This is a genomic window from Streptomyces sp. NPDC002386, assembly GCF_053593175.1.
In genome coordinates this window covers 40363-63590 of sequence record NZ_JBSFBX010000003.1, presented here as the reverse complement: position 1 = coordinate 63590, position 23228 = coordinate 40363, and the positions used below count along the sequence as shown (strand labels likewise).

29 protein-coding genes are annotated in these 23228 nt (G+C 71.9%); 10 read left to right on the top strand and 19 right to left on the bottom strand.

The features are described 5' to 3' along the window. Window positions 1–38: 38 nt before the first annotated feature. The 3 genes from ACWCPN_RS07395 to ACWCPN_RS07385 all read right to left on the bottom strand — a co-directional run bounded on the left by ACWCPN_RS07395 (window position 39) and on the right by ACWCPN_RS07385 (window position 3994). Window positions 39–659, bottom strand: coding sequence for a TetR/AcrR family transcriptional regulator (locus ACWCPN_RS07395; protein WP_451203179.1), 621 nt, complete (start codon window positions 657–659; stop codon window positions 39–41). A 44-nt stretch (window positions 660–703) separates the two neighbouring features. Next, window positions 704–2881 carry a phosphotransferase gene (locus ACWCPN_RS07390; protein ID WP_451203176.1) on the bottom strand — a complete coding sequence of 726 codons (2178 nt, stop codon included), beginning with the start codon at window positions 2879–2881 and terminating at the stop codon, window positions 704–706. A 237-nt stretch (window positions 2882–3118) separates the two neighbouring features. Continuing rightward, entirely contained in the window at window positions 3119–3994 is an 876-nt protein-coding gene (locus ACWCPN_RS07385; RefSeq protein WP_451203173.1) for a GntR family transcriptional regulator, read from the bottom strand. Between the two features lie 174 nt (window positions 3995–4168). Here ACWCPN_RS07385 and ACWCPN_RS07380 point away from each other — a divergent pair, with 174 nt between their 5' ends. After that, window positions 4169–4351, top strand: coding sequence for a hypothetical protein (locus tag ACWCPN_RS07380; RefSeq protein ID WP_365127505.1), 183 nt, complete (start codon window positions 4169–4171; stop codon window positions 4349–4351). Here ACWCPN_RS07380 and ACWCPN_RS07375 read toward each other — a convergent pair. Next, window positions 4326–5060 carry an HAD family hydrolase gene (locus ACWCPN_RS07375; protein ID WP_451203170.1) on the bottom strand — a complete coding sequence of 245 codons (735 nt, stop codon included), beginning with the start codon at window positions 5058–5060 and terminating at the stop codon, window positions 4326–4328. The two genes, ACWCPN_RS07380 and ACWCPN_RS07375, sit on opposite strands and share 26 nt — an antisense overlap. A 29-nt stretch (window positions 5061–5089) precedes the next feature. Further along, window positions 5090–5941 (bottom strand): GntR family transcriptional regulator, encoded by an 852-nt coding sequence (locus ACWCPN_RS07370; RefSeq protein ID WP_451203167.1) that lies wholly within the window; start codon window positions 5939–5941, stop codon window positions 5090–5092. Between the two features lie 156 nt (window positions 5942–6097). Here ACWCPN_RS07370 and ACWCPN_RS07365 point away from each other — a divergent pair, with 156 nt between their 5' ends. Beyond that, window positions 6098–6286: a hypothetical protein gene (locus tag ACWCPN_RS07365; RefSeq protein WP_199211058.1), complete on the top strand. Its 189-nt coding sequence runs from the start codon at window positions 6098–6100 to the stop codon at window positions 6284–6286. A 15-nt stretch (window positions 6287–6301) separates the two neighbouring features. On the opposite strand, the gene ACWCPN_RS07360 is transcribed toward ACWCPN_RS07365, so the two are convergent. The 3 genes from ACWCPN_RS07360 to ACWCPN_RS07350 all read right to left on the bottom strand — a co-directional run bounded on the left by ACWCPN_RS07360 (window position 6302) and on the right by ACWCPN_RS07350 (window position 9444). Further along, entirely contained in the window at window positions 6302–7213 is a 912-nt protein-coding gene (locus tag ACWCPN_RS07360; protein WP_451203164.1) for a winged helix-turn-helix domain-containing protein, read from the bottom strand. A gap of 331 nt (window positions 7214–7544) precedes the next feature. Further along, on the bottom strand, window positions 7545–8786 hold the full coding sequence (locus ACWCPN_RS07355) for a GNAT family N-acetyltransferase (RefSeq protein ID WP_451203161.1): 1242 nt from the start codon (window positions 8784–8786) through the stop codon (window positions 7545–7547). Between the two features lie 67 nt (window positions 8787–8853). After that, window positions 8854–9444 (bottom strand): RsiG family protein, encoded by a 591-nt coding sequence (locus ACWCPN_RS07350; RefSeq protein ID WP_451203159.1) that lies wholly within the window; start codon window positions 9442–9444, stop codon window positions 8854–8856. Window positions 9445–9602: 158 nt separating this feature from the next. On the opposite strand from ACWCPN_RS07350, the gene dtd reads away from it, so the two are divergent. Beyond that, the gene (dtd, locus tag ACWCPN_RS07345) at window positions 9603–10028 is read left to right on the top strand and encodes a D-aminoacyl-tRNA deacylase (RefSeq protein WP_199211062.1); all 426 of its coding nucleotides are present in this window, start codon (window positions 9603–9605) and stop codon (window positions 10026–10028) included. Between the two features lie 49 nt (window positions 10029–10077). On the opposite strand, the gene ygfZ is transcribed toward dtd, so the two are convergent. From ygfZ to ACWCPN_RS07315, 6 genes are all read right to left on the bottom strand, one after another. Continuing rightward, window positions 10078–11043, bottom strand: a complete 966-nt coding sequence (ygfZ, locus tag ACWCPN_RS07340) for a CAF17-like 4Fe-4S cluster assembly/insertion protein YgfZ (RefSeq protein ID WP_451203157.1) — start codon at window positions 11041–11043, stop codon at window positions 10078–10080. Window positions 11044–11052: 9 nt separating this feature from the next. Beyond that, complete coding sequence (locus ACWCPN_RS07335; protein WP_199211063.1) at window positions 11053–11490, bottom strand: Fur family transcriptional regulator; 438 nt, start codon at window positions 11488–11490, stop codon at window positions 11053–11055. 146 nt (window positions 11491–11636) lie between these two features. Then, window positions 11637–12212: an FABP family protein gene (locus tag ACWCPN_RS07330; RefSeq protein ID WP_199211064.1), complete on the bottom strand. Its 576-nt coding sequence runs from the start codon at window positions 12210–12212 to the stop codon at window positions 11637–11639. 233 nt (window positions 12213–12445) lie between these two features. Beyond that, complete coding sequence (locus tag ACWCPN_RS07325; RefSeq protein WP_451203154.1) at window positions 12446–13279, bottom strand: hypothetical protein; 834 nt, start codon at window positions 13277–13279, stop codon at window positions 12446–12448. Next, window positions 13276–14139 carry a hypothetical protein gene (locus ACWCPN_RS07320; RefSeq protein WP_451203152.1) on the bottom strand — a complete coding sequence of 288 codons (864 nt, stop codon included), beginning with the start codon at window positions 14137–14139 and terminating at the stop codon, window positions 13276–13278. Before ACWCPN_RS07320 ends, ACWCPN_RS07325 begins: the two co-directional genes overlap by 4 nt. Then, window positions 14136–14933 carry a hypothetical protein gene (locus ACWCPN_RS07315; RefSeq protein WP_451203149.1) on the bottom strand — a complete coding sequence of 266 codons (798 nt, stop codon included), beginning with the start codon at window positions 14931–14933 and terminating at the stop codon, window positions 14136–14138. Before ACWCPN_RS07315 ends, ACWCPN_RS07320 begins: the two co-directional genes overlap by 4 nt. Window positions 14934–15090: 157 nt before the next feature. On the opposite strand from ACWCPN_RS07315, the gene ACWCPN_RS07310 reads away from it, so the two are divergent. Continuing rightward, window positions 15091–15453 carry a DsrE family protein gene (locus tag ACWCPN_RS07310; protein ID WP_365127528.1) on the top strand — a complete coding sequence of 121 codons (363 nt, stop codon included), beginning with the start codon at window positions 15091–15093 and terminating at the stop codon, window positions 15451–15453. 39 nt (window positions 15454–15492) lie between these two features. Here ACWCPN_RS07310 and ACWCPN_RS07305 read toward each other — a convergent pair whose 3' ends face one another. Beyond that, window positions 15493–15873, bottom strand: a complete 381-nt coding sequence (locus ACWCPN_RS07305) for a VOC family protein (protein WP_199211068.1) — start codon at window positions 15871–15873, stop codon at window positions 15493–15495. 12 nt (window positions 15874–15885) lie between these two features. Further along, window positions 15886–16146: a DUF3099 domain-containing protein gene (locus tag ACWCPN_RS07300; RefSeq protein WP_365127530.1), complete on the bottom strand. Its 261-nt coding sequence runs from the start codon at window positions 16144–16146 to the stop codon at window positions 15886–15888. 125 nt (window positions 16147–16271) lie between these two features. On the opposite strand from ACWCPN_RS07300, the gene ACWCPN_RS07295 reads away from it, so the two are divergent. From ACWCPN_RS07295 to ACWCPN_RS07280, 4 genes are all read left to right on the top strand, one after another. Beyond that, complete coding sequence (locus ACWCPN_RS07295) at window positions 16272–16994, top strand: LmeA family phospholipid-binding protein (RefSeq protein ID WP_451203145.1); 723 nt, start codon at window positions 16272–16274, stop codon at window positions 16992–16994. Window positions 16995–17194: 200 nt separating this feature from the next. After that, the gene (locus ACWCPN_RS07290; RefSeq protein WP_351055874.1) at window positions 17195–17275 is read left to right on the top strand and encodes an Ms5788A family Cys-rich leader peptide; all 81 of its coding nucleotides are present in this window, start codon (window positions 17195–17197) and stop codon (window positions 17273–17275) included. Window positions 17276–17411: 136 nt separating this feature from the next. Beyond that, window positions 17412–18257: a sulfurtransferase gene (locus tag ACWCPN_RS07285; RefSeq protein WP_451203142.1), complete on the top strand. Its 846-nt coding sequence runs from the start codon at window positions 17412–17414 to the stop codon at window positions 18255–18257. A 54-nt stretch (window positions 18258–18311) separates the two neighbouring features. Beyond that, window positions 18312–18599, top strand: coding sequence for a DUF1416 domain-containing protein (locus tag ACWCPN_RS07280; RefSeq protein WP_006348354.1), 288 nt, complete (start codon window positions 18312–18314; stop codon window positions 18597–18599). A 124-nt stretch (window positions 18600–18723) separates the two neighbouring features. Here the strand turns inward: ACWCPN_RS07280 and ACWCPN_RS07275 are convergent, their stop codons facing one another. Genes ACWCPN_RS07275 through ACWCPN_RS07265 form a run of 3 tightly spaced genes read right to left on the bottom strand, consistent with a single transcriptional unit; the run spans window position 18724 to window position 21146 of the window. After that, window positions 18724–19989 (bottom strand): hypothetical protein, encoded by a 1266-nt coding sequence (locus ACWCPN_RS07275; RefSeq protein WP_451203139.1) that lies wholly within the window; start codon window positions 19987–19989, stop codon window positions 18724–18726. 4 nt (window positions 19990–19993) lie between these two features. Next, window positions 19994–20248 (bottom strand): MoaD/ThiS family protein, encoded by a 255-nt coding sequence (locus tag ACWCPN_RS07270; protein ID WP_451203136.1) that lies wholly within the window; start codon window positions 20246–20248, stop codon window positions 19994–19996. 46 nt (window positions 20249–20294) lie between these two features. Further along, window positions 20295–21146 carry an alpha/beta hydrolase gene (locus ACWCPN_RS07265; protein WP_451203133.1) on the bottom strand — a complete coding sequence of 284 codons (852 nt, stop codon included), beginning with the start codon at window positions 21144–21146 and terminating at the stop codon, window positions 20295–20297. Window positions 21147–21317: 171 nt separating this feature from the next. Between ACWCPN_RS07265 and ACWCPN_RS07260 the strand changes: the two genes are divergently transcribed. Together ACWCPN_RS07260 and ACWCPN_RS07255 are read left to right on the top strand one after the other, a co-directional pair. Next, window positions 21318–22097, top strand: coding sequence for a winged helix-turn-helix transcriptional regulator (locus tag ACWCPN_RS07260; protein WP_199211073.1), 780 nt, complete (start codon window positions 21318–21320; stop codon window positions 22095–22097). A gap of 96 nt (window positions 22098–22193) precedes the next feature. Then, on the top strand, window positions 22194–23219 hold the full coding sequence (locus tag ACWCPN_RS07255; protein ID WP_199211074.1) for a LacI family DNA-binding transcriptional regulator: 1026 nt from the start codon (window positions 22194–22196) through the stop codon (window positions 23217–23219). Window positions 23220–23228: the final 9 nt, after the last annotated feature.

Here is a 23228-nt window from a genome sequence, read left to right as displayed (position 1 = left end):
CGTCAGCGTAGCGAAAATTCGTTACCAAGTTACATTTATTACTGAGTCTCAGCGGCGTGGAGCCCGGGCAGCCCGGCGGCCAGCCGGCCGAAGGCCCGCTCGGCGGCCCGCACGGCGTCCGGCCGGACCTCCTCCACACCCTCCCCCGCCGCGATCCGCCGCCAGTTCTCCAGCGCCAGGATCCGCTGCACGGCGACGATCTGGCCCGCGGCGAGCCGCGCGTCCAGTCCGCCGCCGAGCGCCTCGGCGAGCGCGGCCTCCGACCGCTCCAGATAGCCGTACACCCGCGCCGCCAGGGCGGGGGTCCCGTACAGCAGCCGGTGGAAGGCGAGCACCGCCGGGTGGTCGTTCAGACCGGTGACCGGATCGCACCGTTCGAGCCCGTCGAGGAAGTTGCGGCGCAGCGCCTCCAGCGGTTCCGCCGCTCCCGCCACGATCCGCGCGGCCTCCGTCTCGTGGTCCGCGATCCGGTGCAGGACCAGGTCCTCCTTGGCCGGGAAGTACCGGAAGAGCGTCGGCTTGGAGATCCCGGCCGCGGCGGCCACCTCCGCGACGGACACGGCGTCGAACCCCCGCTCCAGGAACAGCCGCACGGCGGTGTCCGACACGTCCTGGTACATCCGCCGCTTCTTGCGCTCGCGCAGGCCCATCTCTTCCATGGGGGGAGCCTAGGCGGCGGGGAGCCCAGGCGGCGGGCCCGGTCTCACGCCAGAGCGCGGGCCAGGTAGGGGTTCGCGGTCGGGCGGCGGGCGGGCAGGCCGAGGGAGGCGGTCGCCGCGGCCAGGGTCATGGGGTACGAGTCCACGGCCCGGCGGACGTTCGGGGCGTCCAGGCTCGCGCCGGTCACCAGGCGGTCGAGGTCCACGTAGGCCGAGCGCACGATCTCGATCCAGCGGTAGATCCGCCAGTCCTGCGACCAGTCGACGGTGTGACCGGGGGCCAGCAGCTTCTGCCAGCGCTGGAACATGCGGTCCCGGATCTCCGGGCGGGTCGGGGTGAGGTGCATGTGTCTGACCAGGTCGTAGAGCGGGTCGCCGACCACCGCCATCTCCCAGTCGATGATCGTCAGCGCCACCTCGTCCGCGCGGCGCACGAGGTTCCAGGGGTTCAGGTCGCCGTGCAGCAGGGCGGGCTCCCGGCGGCTCACGGTGTGCCGGGCCAGGATCTGCCGGAGCCGGGTGCCGTCGGGCAGCCCGAACAGCCGCGCCAGTTGCTGGGACTCCTTCGGCAGCTCCTCCACCAGCAGGACGAGCTGGTCGCTCAGCCAGCCGTAGAAGTCCCCCTCGCCGGCCGCCGGGTCCAGTTCCTTGTAGCTCACCCGCGTCAGGGCGTGGAGCTGGTCCACCAGCCGGTCCGCCTCGTGCGGCAGCAGGCCGTGCACGGGGTGGCTGGGGGGACGCTCACCGTCCCGCGGCCCCTCGTAGGTGTGGATGGAGAACTGCTCCCCCTGGTAGCCGGCCCCCAGGGCCAGGAGTTTGGGGGCCGCCACGCCCACGCCGGCGAGTTCGATGGCCCGGAGCACGGCGTGCTCGCTGAGGAAGCCGCGCTCCCTGCGGCAGACGTTGGCCACCTTGCGCCGGACCACGACGGGGAAACCGACATCGGGGACCCGCACCACCGAGTTGAGGTGACCGGTGCCCTTGAAGACGCGGCTGGCGGGCGTGGCGCCCTCCGCGGACAGGGCCTGGCGCACCGCGGAGTGCGGGAAGTCGGGGTGCTCGGGGACGCGTTGGTCCTGGTGCCAGTCCATGGACTTGGCGGACAGGCCGAGGCCGCCGTTCCTCGCGGCGCGCCAGCGGAAGAGGATCCGCTCGATCTCCCGCGGGTCCGGCAGGTTGCCCAGCCCGAGCGGAGCCGCCGCCGCCTCCAGGGCGCGCCGCACCTCCGCGGTCGCCTCGTCCAGGCTCTTCTGGTCGGGCGACGCGTGCAGGGAGTCGGCCGCGCGCATCACGTCCGGGTAGACCGACTGCGCCCGCTCGAAGGCGATGTAGTGCCGCAGGTCCTTGGCGAGCCCGTTGACGGCCGCGGGCCGGATCAGCCGCATGGTGTCCGCCCAGGCGTCGATCACCTCGTTCCACTGGTGCGCGGGGTAGCGCATGCGGACCAGGTGGGTCGCCAGGTCGTGCAAGGGGTCGCCGTAGGTCGCCAGCTCGAAGTCGACGCAGATCAGGGGCGGGTCACCGCCGTAGGACATGATCAGGTTGTCGCGGTGCAGATCGGCGTGGAGCAGGCTGTAGGGCCGCCGGGCCATCGCCGGGACCCGCTCGGCGAACCGCGTCAGGGCGTCCTCGGGGATGCCGAGCGCGGCGAACAGCCCGCCGAAGCCCGGCCAGTTCGCCCGCCGGATCTGACGGTCCGCGAGATGCGCCAGCGTCTGAAGGAAGCCCTGGCTGTCCTTGTCGTTGCGCGGCCAGGCGGCCGGCAGGGGCGGCAGCGCCTCCCTGCGCACCTGCGCCATCTGACCGAGCAGACCGGCCAGGGCCTTGACGAGCAGGGCGTCGACCGGCTTGCCGTTCTCGCACACGCTGGACAGCGGGACACCCTCGACATAGCTGTGGATCGTGTAGCCGTCGCCCTTGGCCAGGCACTGCGGCACGTGCGGCAGGATGCCCTTGATGGCGTCCAGGATCGCCGACTCGTCCTGCCACGTCCTGATCACCACCGGCAGCACGTCGCCTCGGCGGACCCGCACCGTGACGGAGGTACCGGTGTCACGCCCCAGCAGGTGCCGCACGTCCTCGGTGACCGGCAGCACGTAGTTCCGGTTGTGGTGCCCGCTGCTCGCCACGCCCTGTTCGGCGGCTCTGCGTACGAATGCGCTGACGGCGCCGGGCCGGGCGCCTTCCCCGGGGTGCCGACGGGGAAGAGAGGGTGCGCCCACTGGCCGCTCCGGGTGATTCGCGCGAGGGAGAAGAAAGGTAAGCCAAACATTAGGTGCAGCTGATTCCAGGCACGACCAGGGACGGCCTCGAATAATCACAACGGGTGGTCTGCCGGGCTTCGAGGCCGGGCGCCGGGCGCGTGCTGGTTCGCCGTCTCCATGCGCGGGGAACAGACCGACCGGTTCAGCGGTGCGGGAATGCTAGCGCACCCGGGCCGCCCTCCGGGGCGCCCCGCGCTATTCGGCGAGGCGGTCCCAGACCGAGTCGAACCACGCCCGCATGCTGCCGACGAACACCGATCCGGGCGAGCTCGGATCGCCGTCCTTCACGTGGTGGGTGAGGGTGGCGCCCAGGCCGAGCACGTCCAGCGCGGTGATCGCCTCTCCGTCGTCGAGCTCCATCGGGCGGTCGATCACCTCGTACATGCCGTGCAGGGCCTCGACGCCGTTGAGCAGGTAGAGCTTGCACACGGGGACCAGCGGAACGTGCCGGATCCGGAGCTCCACGGACGGGACCAGCTTCTCCGTCGCCAGTTCCCTCAGCATGGTCCGCAGCGACTCCGTGTGGCGCCGGCAGATGGCCCACAGGCGCTTCTGGGGGCGGCTGTCCGTCCGGTCGTTCTTGTTCCGCGGATAGGGCAGGACCAGCGACTCCGAGGGCAGCAGCACGCGCAGGGCGATGCGCTGCGGCCGGATGCTGCCCGCGCGGATGCGCTCCACCTGGAGGCGGATGTGCGCGTCCAGGGTCTCGGACGTCAGCGTGTAGACGTCCAGCTCCACTTCGGTGCGTTCGAACGCCTCGCTGATGAGCGGGCCCAGGGTCGCGCCCCGGGCCGACCGGGTGGCCTGGGGTGCCGCGGACTGTATGACCTGCGTCTTGACCACCCGCCAGCCGCTGCCCTGGCGGGACTCGATCCAGCCTTCGTCGGCCAGTTCGCGCAGGGCCCGCTGGACCGTGACCCGGGCGACCTCGAGCTCCTCGGCGAGGTCGCGCTCCGACGGCAGGAAGGAACGCAGCCGGTACGTCCCGTCGGTCACCCTGGAGCGCAGTTCACCGGCGACGCGCTGGAACTTCCGCCCCGGGCCGCCGTCACTGGTCTGCTGCTCCTCCACGACAGGACCGTACCGCTTCCCGTCCACCGGCAAACCAGTTCTTCAGTCAACTCACCTTTCATTACTGCCGGTTGGTTAAGCGATCAGCCGGGGCGGGCAGACCAGTTTCAGTCCAGCAGGCCAATTGGACCGAGCACTGGGCGGGTGCCGGAAGTGGACGGAAGGTGGGGGGCCATGCTCCTGCTTCAGATCGTCAGAGCGGTCGTCGAACTCTCGCTGGGCGCGCAGGCGCAGGCCAGGCTCGGCGCCGTCGGTGTGCTGCTCCTGACCGCCGTGGCGGTGGGCGTACGGGCGCGCCGGGCCGGCCTCGCCGTCGGGGCCGCCGTGGTCTTCACTCTGCTGATGGCTCAGGCCTAGCCCGCACCTGCAGCAGCACCGACCGCAGCGAACGCACGGTGTGCGTGGCACCGGCCTCCCGCAGCAGCTTCTCCTTGCGCTCGTTGCGCGCGTAGCCGAGGAAGGGAACCCCCGCACTGTTCGCGGCGAGCAGGTCCGAGGGGGTGTCGCCGATCATCAGGGCGGCCTCGGGGGCCGCACCCATCGCGTTCAGGGCACGGTTCAGGCAGTGCGGGTCCGGTTTGAGGTGACGGAGCTCCTCGCTGCGACCGTAGACGTGCGGGGTGAAGCAGTCCACCAGGCCACGGCCCGCCAGGTACTCGCGCACCACGCGCGGTGAGTTGTTGGTGGTGATGGCGAGCCGCGATCCGACCGCCGCCCAGGTGCGGATCAGCGGATCGGCGTACGCGGTGGGCATGGCCGACCCGGTGGCCCGCAGTTCCTCCTGGGTGAGACGTTCCTCCAGCTCACCGACCAGGTCGCTGCCGGGGTGCCTGCGGTCCACGGCGCGCAGGACGACGTGCGGGTCCAGGGACTCCCGCTCCTGCTGCGAGAGCAGGCCGTGCAGGCCCCGGCTCTCCAGCCACCGGGCCAGGTCGGCCGCCACGCGCTCCGCCGAGTGCCCGGCGAAGAGCCGGCAGATCGGCCCGTCGAAGTCCCACAGCACGACTCGTGCGCGTCTGATCAGATTCCGCAGTGCCTCGGTCTCGCCCTCGGTCTCTTCCGTCACCGGTTCGGTCCGCGTCGCATCAGAAGTCACTAGGAGAGTGTCAGGTCCGTCGTGATGGTTTCCCAGAGGGCGTCGAACCACTTCTGCGATTGCTCCACGAATGCCGCGTCCCGCTGACCTGACCGCTTCTCGAAGGAGAAGAGCAGGGACTCGGAGCCGAGCGTGTCGTACATCTCCAGCGTGCCGGAGTCCGTGGGCTCCTCACGCCGGGTGACCATGTAGTGCGCGAAGAGCGCCTCCACGCCGTTGAGCAGGTACAGCTTGACCGGCGGGGTGAACGGCAGGGCCCGGAAGGTGACCTGGACGTCGATGTCGTGCGTGGTGCGCAGGGCCCGCAGGTTGTACTGCAGGACCTGGCCCTGGGCGTTGCGCATCTCCAGCCAGCGCCGGTGCACGGGGTCGTCGTCGCCGTGCGCCTCGACCGAGACCGGGAAGGCGAGGTTGATGTCCCGGGACGGCAGCAGGATCCGCACGTCGACCCGGTCGGGGCGGATGCGGCCCTCGTGGATCAGCCGCAGCGGCTCACCGAGCGCCGGGATCAGGCTCTGCGCGGTCAGGCACACGGCGTCGATGCGGACGTGCGGCGCCGCGAACGCCTCGGTCAGCCGGGGAGCGAGGCCCACCATCGTCGGCTGGGGGCCGCCGTGGGCGGGAGCGGGCTCGGCGACGCGCGGGGGGCTGCCCTTGCTGACGCCGCTCAGCAGGCCGTCGTCCGCCAGCGCCCGCAGGGCCTGCCGCACGGCGCCGCGCTCCACGCCGAACTCCTCGGCCAGTTCGGCCTGGGTGGGCAGGCGCGCTCCCACCTTCAGCTCGCCGGTGCGGATGCGTTCCCGCAGGATGTCGGCGATCTGCCGGGACGTGAGCCTTCTGCTTCCGTTCACTGCCACGTTCTCCTGAGCCACAACAAAACGCTACAACCCTGATCCATCTGACGGGAGTTGTCGCCAAGTTGTTTATGAGTATGAGCCAAGTGGGGACAACTTAAACAGAGTTGGCTGCCAACTTGGTCGAGTTGGCATACCGAAGGGGGAACGTCCATGCCTGTCCTCGCGCTCCTCTGCGCCGTCCTCGTCGTCGGCTTCGAACAGCTCGTCGAATGGAAGTACGGCGCCGTCGGACTGGTCGGCCTGCTGCTGCTCTCCGTGGGCATCAAGGCCAAGAGCCCGGCGGTCAGCTCCGCCGGGGCCCTGCTGCTCGCCCTGCTCCTCGCCGGCCCGGCCCTGTGACCGGCACGGCGCACCCTAGGGCCTGAGCAGCAGATCCGAACTGATGGTCTCCCACAGTGCGTTGAACCAGAGGTGGGACTGCTCCACGAACGTGGTGTCGCGCGGGTCCGCACTCCGCGCGAAGGGGAACAGCATCGACCGCGTGCCCTCGGCGTCGTAGAGCTGCAGGTGCTCGTGGTCGATCTCCCGCTCCCGGCGGACGAGCGTGTAGTAGGCGAACAGCGCCTCGCTCCCGTTGAGCAGGTACAGCTTGACCGGCGGGGTGAAGGGCAGCGCCCGGAAGGACACACTCACGTCGATCCCGTGCGTGGTGCGCAGCGCGAGCAGGTTGTCGCGCAGGACCTGCCCCTGGGCGTTGCGCATCTCCAGCCAGCGCCGGTGCACGGGGTCGTCGTCCCCGCGCGCTTCGACCGAGACCGGGAAGGCGAGGTCGATGTCCCGGGACGGCAGCAGGACCCGCACATCGATCTTGGCCGGTTTCAGCTTGCCGGCGTGGATCTGCCGGAGCGGCTCCCCGACCGCCAGCGTGAGCGAGACGGACGTCAGGCACAGGGCGTCGACCTCGACGTGCGAAGCCGCGAAGGCGGCCGCGATCCGCGGGGCGAGGCCCACCATGGTGGGCTGGGGCCCGGCCGCGGGGCCCGCGGCGGAACCGGCCCGCTGGGCGAGGGCGGCCACGATGGCGGGGGCACCCTTGGAGACGCCGGTGAGCAGGTGCTCCGACTGCAGGATGCGCAGGGCCTGGCGCACGGCACCGCGCTCCACACCGAACTCGTCGGCGAGCTTGGCCTGGGTGGGCATGCGCTGGCCCGCCCGCAGTTCCCCGGACCTGATCCGGGCGCGCAGTTCGTCGGCCACCTCGCGGTGTGACGTGCGTGACCGCTGTGGCCTCTTCCGCCCACTGGCGGAGGCGTGTTCCGGGTCCACGAACGAACACTACAACTTCGCGCCAAGTTGCGGCAGTTCAGGGAAAGGTGGTTATGAGACGCTTCCAAACGGAGATAAGTACAGTGAAGTTGGTCGCCAACTTGGGCGACATGGTCAAGCTTCTCAGTGGTTGGCCGACCGGGCCCCCTTCCGGAGGGGAGCCGGGAGCCCGGGCAGGGGGCGGCCACCGGAGCGCACAGTCACAACTGAACGGCCTGCACGGCCCGCACAGTCACAACTGAACACGGCACCGCACAGCCACAACCGAACACCGTGACAACTGAACAGCTCGCTACGGATGAACGGCACGCGTCACCGGAGGAAGGGACCGTCAGAAGATGTCCGGGCACCACGGTCGCCCGGACGTGCGCAGCAGGGCGTCGGCCTCACGGGCGGCGCCCTCTCGCTCTTCCTGGACCCGCCCGAGGGCCGCGAGCCGCACCAGGGACTCGTCCCCCAGCCAGACCGTGCCCAACTCCGCGACCGGCAGCGTGAGATCGGCGCTCGCCCCGCCGGCCGGGACGCAGGAGGCACCCTGCGGCGAGGTCTCCAGCCGGAACCGCCCGCCGGCCAGGCCGTCCGCGTCCACGACCTCCAGCACCAGTGAGCCCGACCTGTCGTACGTACGCGCCTCCAGCGCCCGCACGACGTCCAGGATCCGCACCCACAGCCAGTCCGCGTGCGCGGTCACCCGAGCCGCACGGGGGTCGGGCAGGAAGAACGGCAGCAGGTCGTCCGGACCGCGCCAGCCGCTCTTGACCTTCGTGATCCAGTCGATCGAGCACAGGAACCGCCACAGCGCCCGCTCGGCCGCCGGGGTGGCGGCGAGCAGCCAGTTGACGTCGGCGGTGCTGTGCGGCTGCTTGTCGTGCCAGTGGTCGTCGCACTCGTACGAGACCAGGCCCTCGACCTCACCCGAGGCCGCCCGGTAGACGGCGTAGAACGGCTCGGTCCAGCCGCTGCCCCGGCCGAGGACACCGGTGTTCACCTGCCACCACAGCTCGTTCCTGCTGACCGCCCCGGGCTGGGCGCGGCGGACCCGCTCGTGCAGGCCGGGACCGAGCGCGCGGACGTCCTCGCCGTCCACGAGGTCGATCCGGCCTCCGTCCTCCGGGCCCGACCAGCGCGGGTCGAGGCCGCTGCGGGGCACCTCGACGGTCCACTCGGTCGTCCAGGTGCCGGGGCCGAAGCCGTAGCGGCCGTAGATGGGGTACTCGGCGGCGATCAGCGTGGCGACGACGTCACCGCGCTCCTTCGCCGCCGCCAGGTCCCGCTCCATCATGCGGCTCAGCAGGCCGCGCCGGCGGTGGGTGGCGGTGACGGTGACATTGGTGATGGCGTCCGCGGGCACGGCGGTGCCGCCCACCGCGGTGATCTCCTGGTCGAAGGAGCGGAAGGTCGCCACGCAGCGGCCGTCGTCGAAGGCGCCGAGCGGCCAGCTGGTGACGAAGTGCTTGCGACGCCCCTCGAGCTGCTCGGGGCTGATGACCGGCTCCTGGAGGAAGCCGACGTTCCGCGCGCGCTGCCAGCCCTGGAAGTCGGCCTCGGTCGCCGTGCGGATGTCGATCGTCATACGGACACGCTAGGCGGGCGCCCCGGACCCTGTCGCCCGGTTTTCACCCCGCCCGGCCGTCCTCCGGTCAGGTCAGCAGGTCGTCGACCTGCGCCTCGCCCACCCGGTAGCGGCGGGCGATCTCCCCGCTGCAGTCGTCCGCGATGCGCTGCAGTCGCTGGCGGCGCCGGGAGACCTCCTGTTCGTAGCCGACCAGCCGGCCCATGGCACAGGTCAGCTCCCGGTCGGTGCGGGCCCCGAGGTCCGACAGCTCGACCTCGCCGAGCATCTCGGCGGCCAGCAGCCGGTACTCCTCGTTGAGCGGGGTGCCGAGCGTGACGTGGCGGGCCGAGGAGCGCTGGCGGGCCGGGGCGTCGGTGAGGATCTCCGGCAGCCGCTCCACCACGGAGGCGTCCGCGGGCGCCGGTACGGACGCCCGGCCGCGGCGGGCGAGTTCGGCCCGCAGGATGTCGATCCGGCCCTGCAGCAGCCGCCGCACGTAGCTGAGGTCCGCCTCGTCGCGCTGGGCGTCGCGGCGCAGGGTGCGCAGCTCGGGCAGGCTCGGCCGGGTCAGGTCGTAGTCGGCCGGTTCCGCGGGCAGCGACGGGCCGGACGGCTCCTCGCCGCGCTGCGCGGGCGGCCGGTGCGTCTCCAGCCACCCGGTACTCGGTGTGCTCATGTGGTGTGACCGTCCCCTCGACCGGCGTGTGGAAGCATCGTGCCACCCCAAGTCGCCGCTATGTGACCGAGTGCCCCCGAACGGCCCCACATGGGGGCGTAAGGATCAATAATGGGCCGACCGTGTCCGGGGACCGGCCACCCGGCATGATGGTCGGCATGCGTGCGGTGGTGCAGAGGGTGGACGGCGCGAGCGTCGTCGTGGACGGCGAGACGGTCGGCGCGATCGAGGGCGAGGGCCTGTGCGTCCTGGTCGGCGTCACCCACGAGGACACCAAGGAGAAGGCGGCCCAGCTCGCCCGGAAGCTGTGGTCGATCCGGATGCTGCAGGACGAGCGGTCGTGCAGCGACATCGACGCCCCGCTGCTCGTCGTCAGCCAGTTCACCCTGTACGGCGACGCCCGCAAGGGGCGCCGCCCCACCTGGAACGCGGCCGCGCCCGGCGAGGTCGCCGAGCCGCTGGTGGAGGAGGTCGTCGCCCAGTTGCGGGCACTGGGCGCGACGGTGGCGACGGGACGGTTCGGGGCCCGGATGCGGGTCTCCCTGACGAACGACGGCCCCTTCACGGTGCTGCTCGAGATGTAGGGCTCTTGGCCGGATCCCGGCGCCGCATCGCCTTCGGTGTGCGAGGGCCCTACGGCTCGACGATCACTTCCTGGGCGGCCGCCGTCTCCCCGGCCACCAGCCGGGCGTCGAGCGGTACGTTGCGCTTGACCAGGGCGAGGGCCACCGGGCCCAGTTCGTGGTGGCGCACGGACGTGGTCACGAAGCCGATCCTGCGTCCCTCGGGCCCCTCGTCCGCGAGACGGATCTCGGTGCCGTGGGCGGGCAGGTGCACCTCGCTGCCGTCGAGGTGCAGGAAGACCAGCCGCCGGGGGGGCTTGCCCAGGTTCTGCACCCGGGCCACCGTCTCCTGGCCGCGGTAGCAGCCCTTCTGGAGGTGGACGGCGGTGCCGATCCAGCCCAGCTCGTGCGGGATGGTGCGGTGGTCGGTCTCGAAGCCGAGGCGGGGGCGGTGGTGCTCCACGCGCAGCGCCTCGTAGGCGAGCAGCCCGGCGGCGGGGCCGGACTTCGCGGCGAACGGCTCCAGCTCGGCGCGCGGCAGGAAGAGATCACGGCCGTGCGCCGTCTCGCGCACGGCGACGCCCTCGGGCACCTCGGCGATGGAGCCGGCGGGCAGGTGGACCACCGCCACGTCGGCGGTGCGGTCGGCGACCTCGACCCGGTAGAAGAACTTCATCGACTCCAGGTAGGCGATCAGCGCCTTCTCGGTGCCGGGCTCCACGTGGGCCCAGACCGTGGTGCCGTCGTCCACCAGGTACAGCGCGTGCTCGATGTGACCGTTCGCGGAGAGGATCAGGGCCTCGGTGGCCTCGCCCGCCGGCAGGTCGCTGACGTGCTGGGTGAGCAGCAGGTGCAGCCAGGTCAACCGGTCCTCGCCGGTGACGGTGATCACCCCGCGGTGCGACAGGTCGACGAAACCGGTGCCGTCGGCGAGGGCGCGCTGCTCGCGGAACAGCTCGCCGTAGTGGGCGGCGACGCCTTCGTCCGGGCCCTCGCCGGGGACGGCGCCGGGCAGGGACAGCAGAGGGCTCTTCATGGGGCAAGCCTACGTCGTGGTACTTGAACCCTTCAGGGCACAGTCCTCGCAGCGGCCGAAGATCGCGAAGTGCTTCATGTCGGTGTCGAAGCCGAACTGCTCGCGGAGCTTGGCCGTGAAGTCCGCGGCCACGTCCACGTCCGCCTCGATGACGTTCTCGCAGTCCCGGCACACCAGGTGCAGATGGTGGTGGCGGTCGGCGAGGTGGTAGGTCGGCGCGCCGTGGCCGAGGTGGGCGTGGCTGACCAGGCCGAGTTCCTCCAGCAGCTCCAGCGTGCGGTAGACGGTGGAGATGTTGACCCCGGAGGCGGTCCTGCGCACCTCGCCGAGGATGGCGTCGGGGGTCGCGTGCTCCAGGGCGTCCACGGCTTCGAGCACGAGTTGCCGCTGCGGCGTGAGCCGGTAGCCGCGCTGCCTGAGGTCGCTCTTCCAGTCGGTGCTCACCACACCGGAAAGTCTAGGGCCACCGGCCCGCAGGGCCCACGCGCCGAAAGGCCCGCCCGCCGGACGGGCCCGCCGTTCGGCGGACCTCCCGGTGGACGGGCCTGCGGCAGGACGAGCCGGCCGGAGAGGGGACGGCCGTCAGGCGGGGTCTACTTGAAGAACGCGATGCCGTCGTCCGGCATGTCGTCGGGCAGGGCCTTGGCCCAGCGCTCGACGTCCTCCGGGGTGACGACCTTCTTCAGGTGGGCCGACATGTAGGGGCGCAGCTCGACCTCGGGGGTCTGCTTCTCGCCGACCCACATCAGGTCGCTCTTGACGTAGCCGTACAGCCGCTTGCCGCCGCTGTAGGGCGGGGCGTCGGGGGTACGGGCCACGGTGTCGGAGACGAGGTCGATCTGCGGCTTCTTGTCGGCCATCTCGCCGTACCAGATCTCGATGACGCCGTCGTCGCGGGTCATCGTCACCTCGACCCGGCGCTCGGCGTCGATCCGCCAGAAGCCGGACTCCGACTCCAGCGGGCGGACCTTGTTGCCGTCGTTGTCCAGCACCCAGGTACGGGAGTGGTACTCCAGGAAGTCCCGGCCGTCGTGGCCGAACGTGACCTCCTGACCGAAGTTGCACTTCTCCGAGCCGGGGAAGTCGTGCACGCCCGCGCCGGCCCAGTTGCCGAGCAGGAAGGCGAGCGGGACGAGGTCCTTGTGCAGGTCGGACGGGATCTCGATCATGATCGGCAGTGTTCCTGGGTGGGAGTGGTCAGCGCTGGCCCTGGTACAGCTTCTTCACGGTCAGACCGGCGAAGGCGAGAACGCCGACGCAGACCAGGACCAGCAGGGTTTCGAAGAAGATCTCCACGGGTGCTCCTTGAGCGAGGGTGGGCGTACGACAGAGCCGGGGCCCAGCTTACGCGGCCGAGACCCGGCTCTCCTTCCGAGGTGGTTCCCCGGAGTCCCTCGGGGGCTCAGCCGAGGAGCTGGCTCTGCAGCACCACCGTCTGCTGGAAGGGGATCGCGGGGGCGGAGCCCTTCCTGGACTGGAGGATCACGGCGTAGACGTCCCCCGCGGCGACGTAGGCCTGACGGACCTGTTCGGCGCCGTAGGGCCGGGTCTCGACGTACGCGGTGCGCTCGGTCCCGGAGACCGCGGCCGCGTCGGGGAAGCGCTCGTCGTAGACGGCCTCGCCGACGCCGCGCACCTGGCGGCCGGGGACGCTGTAGGAGACGTTGTCGCCGGCGAACTCGTTCTCCACGACGTTCGCCGTGCCGAACTGCAGGAGGTAGACCCGGGTCCGGGTGCCGTCGGGCATGGTCCAGCCGCGGGCCGCGATGTGCCGCAGGCCGGTGTCGACGAGCTTCTGCCGCAGCTCGTCCCGTTCCTCCTTCAGCGCGTACTCCGCCAGGAAGGTGCCGGTGGCCAGCCAGCCGTCCCGGCCGCGCAGCGCCTTGTCCCGCGTGGCGCCCTTCGGCGCGGGGAGCAGCAAGGCACGCAGGTCGGCGTAGTGCGAGCCGGACCGGTTCGACTCGGCGAAGGGCGCGGGGCTGCCGGACGGCAGCGGGGGCCGGGTCAGCTCCGGGTAGTCCCAGCGGCCGTCCGGCTCGGTGGCGAGTCCGGGTACGTCCGTCCGCTCCATCCGGGTGATCCCGTACGCCGTGCCCGCCCCGGCCACCGCGAACGCCACGACGGCCGCGGTCCAGCGCAGCGCGGCCCGCAGGACCCGGTGGTCCTTGGCGGGGGTGGGTGGGGACTGGGGGGCGGGCTGCGCGGCGGGCGGCTGCGTCATCAGGTCCTCGCTCATACGGCCGCTCCCGGCTCGGCGATACGGTCGAGCTGGGTGCTCAGCAGCTCCGCGACGCCGGCGCCGTCGAGGGTCTTCGCACCGGACGCGGTGGTGGTGACCAGGACGTCGCCGACGTGGGCGGAGCAGAAGATCTCGTTCACGCCCTCGCCCGAACCCTTCGGCGTGCGGAAGCACTTGGCGTCCTTGTGGCCCTTGACCGCCGGGCCGGCACGCAGGGCGCCCAGCTCCTGGACGAGTTGGCCGGTGGACGCGGAGACGCGGCGGGCCGCGGACTCGTCCCCCATCCGGGACAGCGTGATGCTCACAGCGTAGACCTCCTCGTTCCACAGGTAGGGCTGGGACTGTGCGCTGAAGTAGCTGCGCATGGCCATGCCGGTGATGTGCTGCCGGTCGATCTGCCGCTCCATCTCCTTGCGGGTGGTCCGGGGCAGGCCGCTCACCGACCGCTTGCGCAGGGCCGTGGCCTGGGCGCCGGTCAGCTCGGCGTCGGAGCCGAACTCCCCGATGTCGGGACCGGGGACCCAGGTGCCGGTCCCGTACGGCACGAGCATCCCCGCGAGCCCGTGCCGCGGCTCCGCCTTGCGCCCGTCGGCCGCGGCGCCGGGAAACCGCCAGATCGGCGAGCCCGCGTCCCGATCGGCCGCCCGCACGGTGACGACGGTGTGACCTACCCCGGCGACCAGGGCTCCGGCCAGCAGCACCCACCCGGCGACGACGGGGACGCGGAACCGGCGCCGGTCCGTGCGACCACCACCGCCCCGGGCGGGCTCGGGAAGGGGGTGCTCGGCCTGTGCCGCGAAGTCGGCGGGCGCAGCCGACGTGGCCGGCTCGGCCGGCTCGTTCTGGTTCTCGGTCACAGCCGCTCCATCTGCCGTCGGGCCAGGTCCCTGATCTCCTTCTCGGCGATCGGCCCGTTGCTGAAGACCCAGATCTCCATCGCCACGTCACCGCGCCATGCGTATGCCTCGGCCGAGTACAGCGTCCGGCCCGCCCCGTAGTCGACGACCGGCCGCGGGTGGACGTACGCCATGCCGTCCCCGGTCCCCGGGATGCTCGAGCTCTCGGTCCCCCGGGCGGACTCCACGTCGTCCTCCATGTTGTGGGTGGCGTCGGCCGCCGCCATGGAGTCCTCCTGCCGGTACTGGACCAGCCGGATGTCGACGATGGACGAGGTGCCGGCCTTCCAGCCGGTGACGGCCGCCCGCCGGAACCGGTCCGTCGCGAGTGAGCTGAACTTCTCACCGGGGTTCCCGAAGTGGTCGGCGTAGTCCGCCAGGTCCATCCAGCCGTCCTTCGGCACCCAGGCCGCCGTGCGCGCGCCGCGCGGCTTGTCCAGGAGCAGCTTGCGCAGGTCGCCGTCCGTCCTGACCTTGCGGTCCTGTGCGGCGGAGAGCGGCTCGGCCTCGCCCCCCGCCTGCCCGATCACCGGCTGGGAGAGCGGGGGCAGTTTCGTGGGCTCGCGGCCGGCCTGGACGTGGTAGCCGGCGCAGACGCCGGCCACCAGGCCCAGCAGCGCGCCGGCACCGGCCAGCCGGGCCGCGCGGCCGCGCCGGCGGGGCCGGGGTGCGGGTGCGGCGGGTGCGACGGCTACGGCGGCACCGGAGGTGTCCGCCGCCCCGCTGTCGTCCCGCGCGACGGGATCATTCGCCACAGCCGGAACATCCGGCGCGTCGGGTCTCTCTTCCGGCTCTTCTGGTTCTTCCAAGACGTCCCCCCACAGAACGGGAAGCGTGAATTCCGAATCCACGCCCCACAGCAGACTCGTGGTCAGGTCCGGGAGTTGCGGGGGCGTTGATTACGATTCGGCCATGGCGAAGAAGCTCGTGATCAAGGTGACTGCCGGTGCCGACGCCCCCGAGCGCTGCTCGCAGGCCTTCACGGTGGCGGCGGTCGCCGTCGCCAGCGGGGTCGAGGTCTCGCTGTGGCTGACCGGGGAGTCGTCCTGGTTCGCACTGCCGGGGCGGGCCGCGGAGTTCGAACTGCCGCACGCCGCGCCGCTGCCCGACCTGATCGACTCGGTCCTCGCCGCCGGCCGCGTCACCCTGTGCACCCAGTGCGCGGCCCGGCGCGAGATCACCGAGAAGGACGTCCTCGAGGGCGTGCGGATCGCGGGCGCGCAGGTCTTCGTGCAGGAGGCGATGGCCGACGGGGCCCAGGCGCTCGTCTACTGAGACGGCCGTTCCGCTACCGAGACGGCCGTTCCGCGCGGTTCACACCTCCTGCTGGGTCCACAGGCAGAAGGGGTGCCCCGCGGGGTCCAGCAGGACCCGGACGTCGGCCTGCGGCTGGTGCGCGGCGAGCGTCGCGCCCTCGGCGAGCGCGCGTGCGGTCTCGCTCTCCAGGTCGTCGACCTCGATGTCGAGGTGCAGCATCATCTGCTGCTCCCCGGGACCGCGGCCGGGCCAGACGGGCGGGACGTAGCCGGGCTCCGACTGGAACGAGAGCGCGGTGCCGCCGCCCGGCGGCCCGATGAGGACCCAGCCGGGTTCCTCGGCGCGGGTGACGTAGCCGAGCAGGCGCAGGTAGAAGCCGGCCAGCGCGTGCGCGTCCCGCGCGTCGAGCACCACCGTGGACAGCCGTGCGGACGGCATGCGGGCCCCCTCCTAACGACGGCGTCTCCTGCCGTCCAGCTCGTCCCACCACTCGTCGGACTTCGGGTCGCCGGACGGGTCGTCCCACCAGCGGTCGTCCGGCCCCCGCCGGTTCGCGATCATCGCGGCGACCGGCGGAATGACCATGGCCACCACGCACATGCCCACGGCCGCCGGGACCGACCACAGGCGCACCACCGCCCACGCCAGGACGAAGAGACCGATGCAGGTCCCCATCATGGCGAAATAGACGTGCCGTCGCCGGGCGAGCATGGTTCCAGCGTAGGCCGCGGCGCCCGGTCCCGCCGCTGTCACAACTGATCGACAAACCTCCGCACGCCCCGCCCCGCACGGTTACCGTGGCGTATCCAGACCACCGCCGACCCGGGGAACACCACATGCGCGCCTTGCGAATACTGCTGATCCTCCTCGTGGTCCTCGGTCTGCTGTTCGTGGTCGTGGACCGGGTCGCGGTGCACTTCGCGGAGGGCGAGGTGGCCGACCGGCTGAAGACCACCGAGAACCTGGCGAGCACCCCCGACGTGTCCATCAAGGGCTTCCCGTTCCTCACGCAGGTGGCGGGCGGCGAGCTGGACGACGTCGAGGTCGGCGTCAAGGACTACGAGGCGGCCACCGGCAAGGGCTCGCAGACGATCCGCATCGACGACCTCAGGGCCGACATGCGGGACGTGTCCTTCTCCGGCGACTACAGCTCGGCCACCGCCGCCGATGCCACGGGCACCGCGACCATCGCCTACGACGAGCTGCTGAAGGCCGCGAAGTCGGAGCCCACGCCGCTCGGCCTGGGGCTCACGGCCCAGGTGGTCGGCCTGTCGGACGGCGGGAACGGCAAGATCAAGATGGCCCTGAAGGTCTCCGGACTGGGCACGATCCACCTGCTCGGCTCGGTCACCGTCCGGGACAACAAGCTGCAGGTCAAGGCCGACGGCGTGCCCAGGTTCGGCGGCCTCGACCTCGCGGAGGGCCTGATCCGCTCGGTCACCGACTTCCAGCAGGCCGTCGACCGGCTGCCCGGCGGTATCGAGCTGGCCGAGGTGCGGGCGGCGCGGAACGGCGTGGAGATCACCGTGAAGGGTTCGGACGTCAAGCTGGCGGGGTAGTCGTAAGCCTGCGGAGGACGGCGGGTGTCCGACAGTCGAGACACCCGTGTCCGTACCGCAGATGCCAGAGCGTCGACGAGCGCCCGGGGACCGTACGGCGACGGCCCGGGCGCTCTTTCGCTCTCATCATTCGGACGATCGCGTCTCATGATGCGACACGCCGGTGACACGTCCGCCCAGACATCCCTACGATCGAACCCATGAGGCGACAGGCGGATCTCACGAAGCGGCGGGCAGTGGACCTGTGCCGCGTTGCCGCCATGCTCTGTCGCCCTTTCTGAAGCGGTAGCGGCCGCCCCCGGCCCTCCGCGTTCCCCACCGCCCTGTGTCGAAGGGCACCCGTGCGCCGCTCGCAGCCGAGCGCCCGTACCCACGCACTCGCACGCCCCGCCGTAACTGCCCCGGAGGAGAAAGAGCATGAGCCGCAGCGACGTCCTCGTAGACGCGGACTGGGTCCAGGAGCACCTGGACGACCCGAACGTCGCCATCGTGGAGGTGGACGAGGACACGTCCGCCTACGAGAAGAACCACATCAAGAACGCGATCCGCATCGACTGGACCAAGGACCTGCAGGACCCGGTCCGTCGTGACTTCGTCGACCAGGAGGGCTTCGAGAAGCTCCTGTCGAAGAAGGGCATCGCCAACGACACGCTGGTGATTCTCTACGGCGGCAACAACAACTGGTTCGCGTCCTACGCCTACTGGTACTTCAAGCTGTACGGCCACGAGAACGTCAAGCTCCTCGACGGCGGCCGCAAGAAGTGGGAGCTGGACGCCCGCGAGCTGGTGGCCGGCGACGACGTGCCCGAGCGCGCCGCCACCGAGTACAGGGCCAAGCCGCAGGACGCCTCGATCCGCGCCTTCCGCGACGACGTCGTGGCCGCGATCGGCGCGCAGAACCTGGTCGACGTCCGCTCCCCCGACGAGTTCTCCGGCAAGCTGCTCGCCCCGGCCCACCTGCCGCAGGAGCAGTCGCAGCGCCCGGGCCACGTCCCGACCGCCGCGAACATCCCGTGGTCGAAGAACGCCAACGACGACGGCACCTTCAAGTCGGACGACGAGCTGCGTGAGCTGTACGCCCAGGAGGACGTGGACCTCGCCAAGGACACCATCGCCTACTGCCGCATCGGTGAGCGCTCGGCCCTGACCTGGTTCGTGCTGCACGAGCTGCTCGGTGTGCAGAACGTCAAGAACTACGACGGCTCCTGGACCGAGTACGGCTCCCTGGTCGGCGTGCCGATCGAGCTCGGCTCCGGCAAGTGACCGCGACCAACCCTTCCCGACCGACCTTCTGGTCAGACCCCTCTGGAGAGACACATGTGTGGAGCGAAGGCCGGCGGCCCGGACGCCTCGACGATCAAGCCCGGTGAGACCACGATCCAGGGTCAGGTGACCCGGGACGGCGAGCCGGTGACGGGCTACGTCCGGCTGCTGGACTCGACCGGCGAGTTCACCGCGGAGGTGCCCACCTCCGCCACGGGCCAGTTCCGCTTCTACGCGGCGGAGGGCACCTGGACCCTGCGCGCGCTGGTGCCCGGTGGCACGGCGGACCGCACGGTCGTCGCCCAGCAGGGCGGGCTGGCCGAGGTCGCCATCGCGGTCTGAGCGGGCGGAGCGGGCCGAACGGGCTCGGTGACGGCGAAGGGCCGCATCCCTGGGTTGGACGCCAGGGGGATGCGGCCCTTCGGCATGTCCGCGCGCCCGGGGCGACGCGGGAGGGCGCGGCCGGCTAGCCGAGCGCCCGCCCCAGCACCCACACCACCGGGGCCGCCGCCGACAGGGGCAGCGCCACGCCCGCGGTGAAGTGCACGAAGCGGGACGGGTAGTCGTAGGCGGCGACACGGTGGCCGATCAGCGCGCAGACACCGGCCGCCGCGCCCAGGGCGGCGCCCTTCGCACCGAGGCCGGTCATGCCGCCCACCGCGATGCCCGCGCCGGCCGCCGCCAGCACGGCGACCGCGACGGAGGCCGGGGTCGGCAGCGGCAGGGCACGGGCCACGACGGCCACCGCGACCGCCGCGGCGCCCACCGACACCGCGTGCGGGTCGGCACCCAGATAGCCGGTGGCCAGTACCGAAAGGGCCGTCGAGGCGACCGTCGCCATCAGGCCGTACATGCGCTCGTCGGGCGAGGCGTGCGAGCGGAGCTGGAGGACGAGGGACAGCAGGACCCAGGCGCCGAGCGGGCCGAGGATCGCGGCGGGCGCGTGGTCGCGGCCCGCGGCCAGCACCGCGACGTCCGCGGTGAGCGCGCCCGCGAAGGCCAGCGCGATGCCCTGCCGGGCGGGCCACATGCCGTTGAGCCGGAACCAGCCCGCGGCCGTCACGGCCTGGAGCAGCACCAGCGGTACCACGAGGGCGTACGAGGCGACGGGCGCCGCCACGGCGAGCAGCACACCCAGCAGGGCGGTGAGCAGCGCCGGCTGCATGCCGGGCTCGATGATCGGGGAGCGGCCCTCGATGCGGGCCCGCTGGGCGTCGGTGACGCGGCTGTTGCCGGCGAGGGTGGCGGGCCCGTACCCGGGGTCCGTACCGGCACCGGTGGCGTCCGCCGCCGGCGGTGCCGCCGCCTGCGACCGGGTGTGCGTCTCCGGCTGGGGCTGCGGCGCCTGGTGCTGCGGCTGCGCGTACGGCTCGGCGACCTGCGGATGGTGCTGGGCCGCGTGCGGCGGCTGCGGGTACCCCTGCTGGTACGCCTGCTGCTCGGGCGGCAGCGGGTACGCCGCCCCGGCGGCCGGCTGGACCGGCGCGTGGGTCTGCGTCTCCCACGTCTGCCCCTGCCACTGCTGGGTGAGCTGGGGGTCGTAGCCGGGCTGCGCGTACTCGTCGTGGCCGGCCCATCCCTGCTGTCCCTGGTGCGCCTGCTGGTGCTCGTGCGGCTGCGGGTGAGGCTGCTGGTACTGCTGGGCCTGCTGATGCGGCTGCTGCTGGTACGGCTGCTGCTGATACGGGTCGTACCCCTCGTACGGCCCGCCCTGGTACGGCTGGTCGCTCATCGCCTCATCCTCCTGCGAACGGCGGGAGCACCTCGACCGTGCCGCCCTCGGCCAGCCGTACCGTCTCATGCGCGCGGGTCCCGACGGGGTGACCGTCGACGATGAAGGAGCAACGCCGCAGGACGCGCGTGAGTTCACCGGGGTGTCGCTCGGCTACGGTGGCGAGCGCCTCGGCGAGGGTGGCCGCGTCGTACGGCTCCTCGCCGACCCCGGCCGCGGCCTTGGCGGCGGCCCAGTAGCGGACCGTGACCTTGGGCATCTGGTTCCTCTATCGACGGCGGAAAACAGGGAAGTGCGCTGCCAGGCTAGCCCGCCCGGCGGGCCGCCCAGTCGCCGATGCGGCCCAGCAGGGCGTCGTCGGCCGCGTTCTCCGCGTGGCCCATGCCCGGCTCCACCCAGAGCTCGCCGTGCTCACCGGCCGCCTCGGCGAGCATCCGGGGATGGTCGAGGGGGAAGTAGCCGTCGCGGTCGCCGTGCACGATCAGCAGCGGGACCGGCGCGATCCGGGGCACCGCCTGCACCGGGGACAGCGGCACCGGGTCCCACTGCCGGTGGTGGATACGGGTGCGCAGGCCGTAGCGGCCGACCAGCCGGCCCGCGGGCCGGGTGACCAGCCAGTGCAGACGGCGCATGGGGGCCGTGCCCCGGTAGTACCAGCGGGCGGGCGCGCTCACCGCGACCACCGCGTCGACCGTGCCCGGCCGCAGGGCCGCGTGCCGCAGGACCACCGAGCCGCCCATGGAGAAGCCGACGGTCACCACGCGCGTGTGCCCGAGTCCGCGCGCCCACTGCACCGCCGCGTCCAGGTCCAGCACCTCCTTGTCGCCGACCGTGGACCGGCCGCCCGAGGCACCGTGGCCGCGGAAGGAGAAGGTGACGACGGCGCCGTACCGCGCGAGCACGCCCGCCGCCCTGCGCACGTGCGGGCGGTCCACGTCCCCGGTGAAGCCGTGGGCGACCACGAAGACCGGGGCCGCGGAGGGTGGTGCGGCGGCGCACGGAGACGCTTCGTATACGACCGGGCCCGGATCGTATACGGAATCGACCGCGATTCCGTCTGATGTGCGCAGGAACGTCCGCATAGGGGCCGGTCCGGCCGTCTCGTGATTCGGACGAACGGTGGAACGCGCCACATGACCTGACGGACGGTTGCTCATGTGGGCTATTCTGCTTGGCAGAGGACTCGGGCAGCGCAGCCCCCGGGTCCTTTTGTGCTTTCGGAAGCGTTGTATACGAAGCGGGAGACCGCGGACGTACGGGGCCTTCGGGATCGCAGAGCAGTTCCGTACCGCACATGTCCTCGCAGGGACCGAGGAGGAACCAGACGTATGAGTTCTCTGCTGCTCCTGACCAACGCCCTCCAGCCGTCGACGGAGGTGCTCCCCGCGCTGGGCCTGCTGCTGCACAACGTGCGGGTGGCCCCGGCCGAGGGCCCCGCCCTCGTCGACACCCCGGGCGCCGACGTCATCCTCATCGACGGGCGCCGCGACCTGCCGCAGGTGCGCAGCCTGTGCCAGCTGCTGCGCTCCACCGGTCCCGGCTGTCCCCTGCTCCTCGTCGTCACGGAGGGCGGCCTCGCGGCCGTCACCGCCGACTGGGGCATCGACGATGTGCTGCTCGACACCGCCGGCCCGGCCGAGGTCGAGGCCCGTCTCCGGCTCGCCATGGGCCGGCAGCAGATCGTCAACGACGACTCCCCCATGGAGATCCGCAACGGCGACCTCTCCGTGGACGAGGCGACCTACTCCGCCAAGCTCAAGGGCCGGGTCCTGGACCTGACCTTCAAGGAGTTCGAGCTGCTCAAGTACCTCGCGCAGCACCCCGGCCGGGTCTTCACCCGCGCCCAGCTGCTGCAGGAGGTGTGGGGCTACGACTACTTCGGCGGCACCCGCACGGTCGACGTGCACGTACGGCGGCTGCGCGCCAAGCTCGGGCCGGAGCACGAGTCGCTGATCGGCACCGTCCGCAACGTCGGCTACCGCTTCGTCACCCCCGAGAAGGGCGACCGCTCCGCCGACGAGAACAAGGCCAAGGCCGGCCGGGCGAAGACGGACGATGCGGACACCTCGGCGGCGCTCGACGCCACCGAGATCCACGCGGACGCGTAGGGCGGGCACGGCGGGGGTCCGGGCGGTCGGCACCGGCGCATGGCCGGGATGTGATACGCCCTGCCCAGAGCGGGTCAATCCGCGTAGACTCCGCGCGTGGCGAAGGTGACTCGTGATGACGTGGCACGGCTGGCTGGGACCTCCACCGCCGTCGTCAGTTATGTCATCAACAACGGACCCCGGCCGGTCGCCCCGGCCACGCGCGAGCGTGTCCTCGCGGCGATCAAGGAGCTGGGGTACCGGCCCGACCGGGTCGCCCAGGCCATGGCCTCGCGCCGGACGGACCTGATAGGGCTGATCATCCCGGACGCCCGCCAGCCCTTCTTCGGGGAGATGGCGCACGCGGTCGAACAGGCCGCCTCCGAGCGCGGGAAGATGGTCCTGGTCGGCAACACCGACTACATCGCCGAGCGTGAGGTCCACTATCTGCGGGCGTTCCTCGGCATGCGGGTCTCCGGCCTCATCCTGGTCTCGCACGCCCTGAACGACCTGGCCGCCGCCGAGATCGACGCCTGGGACGCCCGGGTGGTGCTGCTGCACGAGCGCCCCGAGGCGATCGACGACGTCGCCGTCGTCACCGACGACCTGGGCGGCGCCCAGCTCGCCGTGCGCCACCTGCTGGAGCACGGCTACGAGTACGTGGCCTGCATGGGCGGCACGGCACAGACGCCGGCCGTCGGCGACCCGGTCTCCGACCACGTCGAGGGCTGGAAGCGGGCGATGGACGAGGCGGGCATCCCCACCGAGGGCCGCCTCTACGAGGCCCCCTACAACCGCTACGACGCCTACCGGGTGGCGCTCGACGTGCTCTCCGGCCCGGACCGTCCGCCCGCCTTCTTCTGCTCCACCGACGACCAGGCGATCGGCCTGCTGCGGGCCGCGCGCGAACTGCGCATCGACGTGCCCGGCGAGCTGGCGGTGGCCGGGTTCGACGACATCAAGGAGGCGGCGCTCGCCGACCCGCCGCTGACCACGGTCGCCTCGGACCGCTCGGCGATGGCCCGGGCGGCCGTGGACCTGGTCCTGGACGACGGACTGCGGGTGGCCGGCTCCCGGCGCGAGCGGCTGAAGACGTTCCCGTCGCGCCTGGTGGTGCGCACGTCCTGCGGCTGCTCGAACTGACGGTTCCGG

What these genes read in the sequence shown, in the direction of transcription:
- ACWCPN_RS07265 (WP_451203133.1), bottom strand. Translation starts at nt 21,146, where the DNA reads ATGAGCAACCGTCCGTCAGGTCATGTGGCGCGTTCCACCGTTCGTCCG.
- ACWCPN_RS07270 (WP_451203136.1), bottom strand. Translation starts at nt 20,248, where the DNA reads ATGCCCAAGGTCACGGTCCGCTACTGGGCCGCCGCCAAGGCCGCGGCC.
- ACWCPN_RS07365 (WP_199211058.1), top strand. Translation starts at nt 6,098, where the DNA reads ATGCCTGTCCTCGCGCTCCTCTGCGCCGTCCTCGTCGTCGGCTTCGAA.
- ACWCPN_RS07285 (WP_451203142.1), top strand. Translation starts at nt 17,412, where the DNA reads ATGAGCCGCAGCGACGTCCTCGTAGACGCGGACTGGGTCCAGGAGCAC.
- ACWCPN_RS07295 (WP_451203145.1), top strand. Translation starts at nt 16,272, where the DNA reads ATGCGCGCCTTGCGAATACTGCTGATCCTCCTCGTGGTCCTCGGTCTG.
- ACWCPN_RS07350 (WP_451203159.1), bottom strand. Translation starts at nt 9,444, where the DNA reads ATGAGCACACCGAGTACCGGGTGGCTGGAGACGCACCGGCCGCCCGCG.
- ACWCPN_RS07310 (WP_365127528.1), top strand. Translation starts at nt 15,091, where the DNA reads ATGGCGAAGAAGCTCGTGATCAAGGTGACTGCCGGTGCCGACGCCCCC.
- ACWCPN_RS07305 (WP_199211068.1), bottom strand. Translation starts at nt 15,873, where the DNA reads ATGCCGTCCGCACGGCTGTCCACGGTGGTGCTCGACGCGCGGGACGCG.
- ACWCPN_RS07280 (WP_006348354.1), top strand. Translation starts at nt 18,312, where the DNA reads ATGTGTGGAGCGAAGGCCGGCGGCCCGGACGCCTCGACGATCAAGCCC.
- ACWCPN_RS07380 (WP_365127505.1), top strand. Translation starts at nt 4,169, where the DNA reads ATGCTCCTGCTTCAGATCGTCAGAGCGGTCGTCGAACTCTCGCTGGGC.
- ygfZ (WP_451203157.1), bottom strand. Translation starts at nt 11,043, where the DNA reads ATGAAGAGCCCTCTGCTGTCCCTGCCCGGCGCCGTCCCCGGCGAGGGC.
- ACWCPN_RS07330 (WP_199211064.1), bottom strand. Translation starts at nt 12,212, where the DNA reads ATGATCGAGATCCCGTCCGACCTGCACAAGGACCTCGTCCCGCTCGCC.
- ACWCPN_RS07260 (WP_199211073.1), top strand. Translation starts at nt 21,318, where the DNA reads ATGAGTTCTCTGCTGCTCCTGACCAACGCCCTCCAGCCGTCGACGGAG.
- ACWCPN_RS07290 (WP_351055874.1), top strand. Translation starts at nt 17,195, where the DNA reads ATGAGGCGACAGGCGGATCTCACGAAGCGGCGGGCAGTGGACCTGTGC.
- ACWCPN_RS07395 (WP_451203179.1), bottom strand. Translation starts at nt 659, where the DNA reads ATGGAAGAGATGGGCCTGCGCGAGCGCAAGAAGCGGCGGATGTACCAG.
- dtd (WP_199211062.1), top strand. Translation starts at nt 9,603, where the DNA reads ATGCGTGCGGTGGTGCAGAGGGTGGACGGCGCGAGCGTCGTCGTGGAC.
- ACWCPN_RS07300 (WP_365127530.1), bottom strand. Translation starts at nt 16,146, where the DNA reads ATGCTCGCCCGGCGACGGCACGTCTATTTCGCCATGATGGGGACCTGC.
- ACWCPN_RS07275 (WP_451203139.1), bottom strand. Translation starts at nt 19,989, where the DNA reads ATGAGCGACCAGCCGTACCAGGGCGGGCCGTACGAGGGGTACGACCCG.
- ACWCPN_RS07325 (WP_451203154.1), bottom strand. Translation starts at nt 13,279, where the DNA reads ATGAGCGAGGACCTGATGACGCAGCCGCCCGCCGCGCAGCCCGCCCCC.
- ACWCPN_RS07355 (WP_451203161.1), bottom strand. Translation starts at nt 8,786, where the DNA reads ATGACGATCGACATCCGCACGGCGACCGAGGCCGACTTCCAGGGCTGG.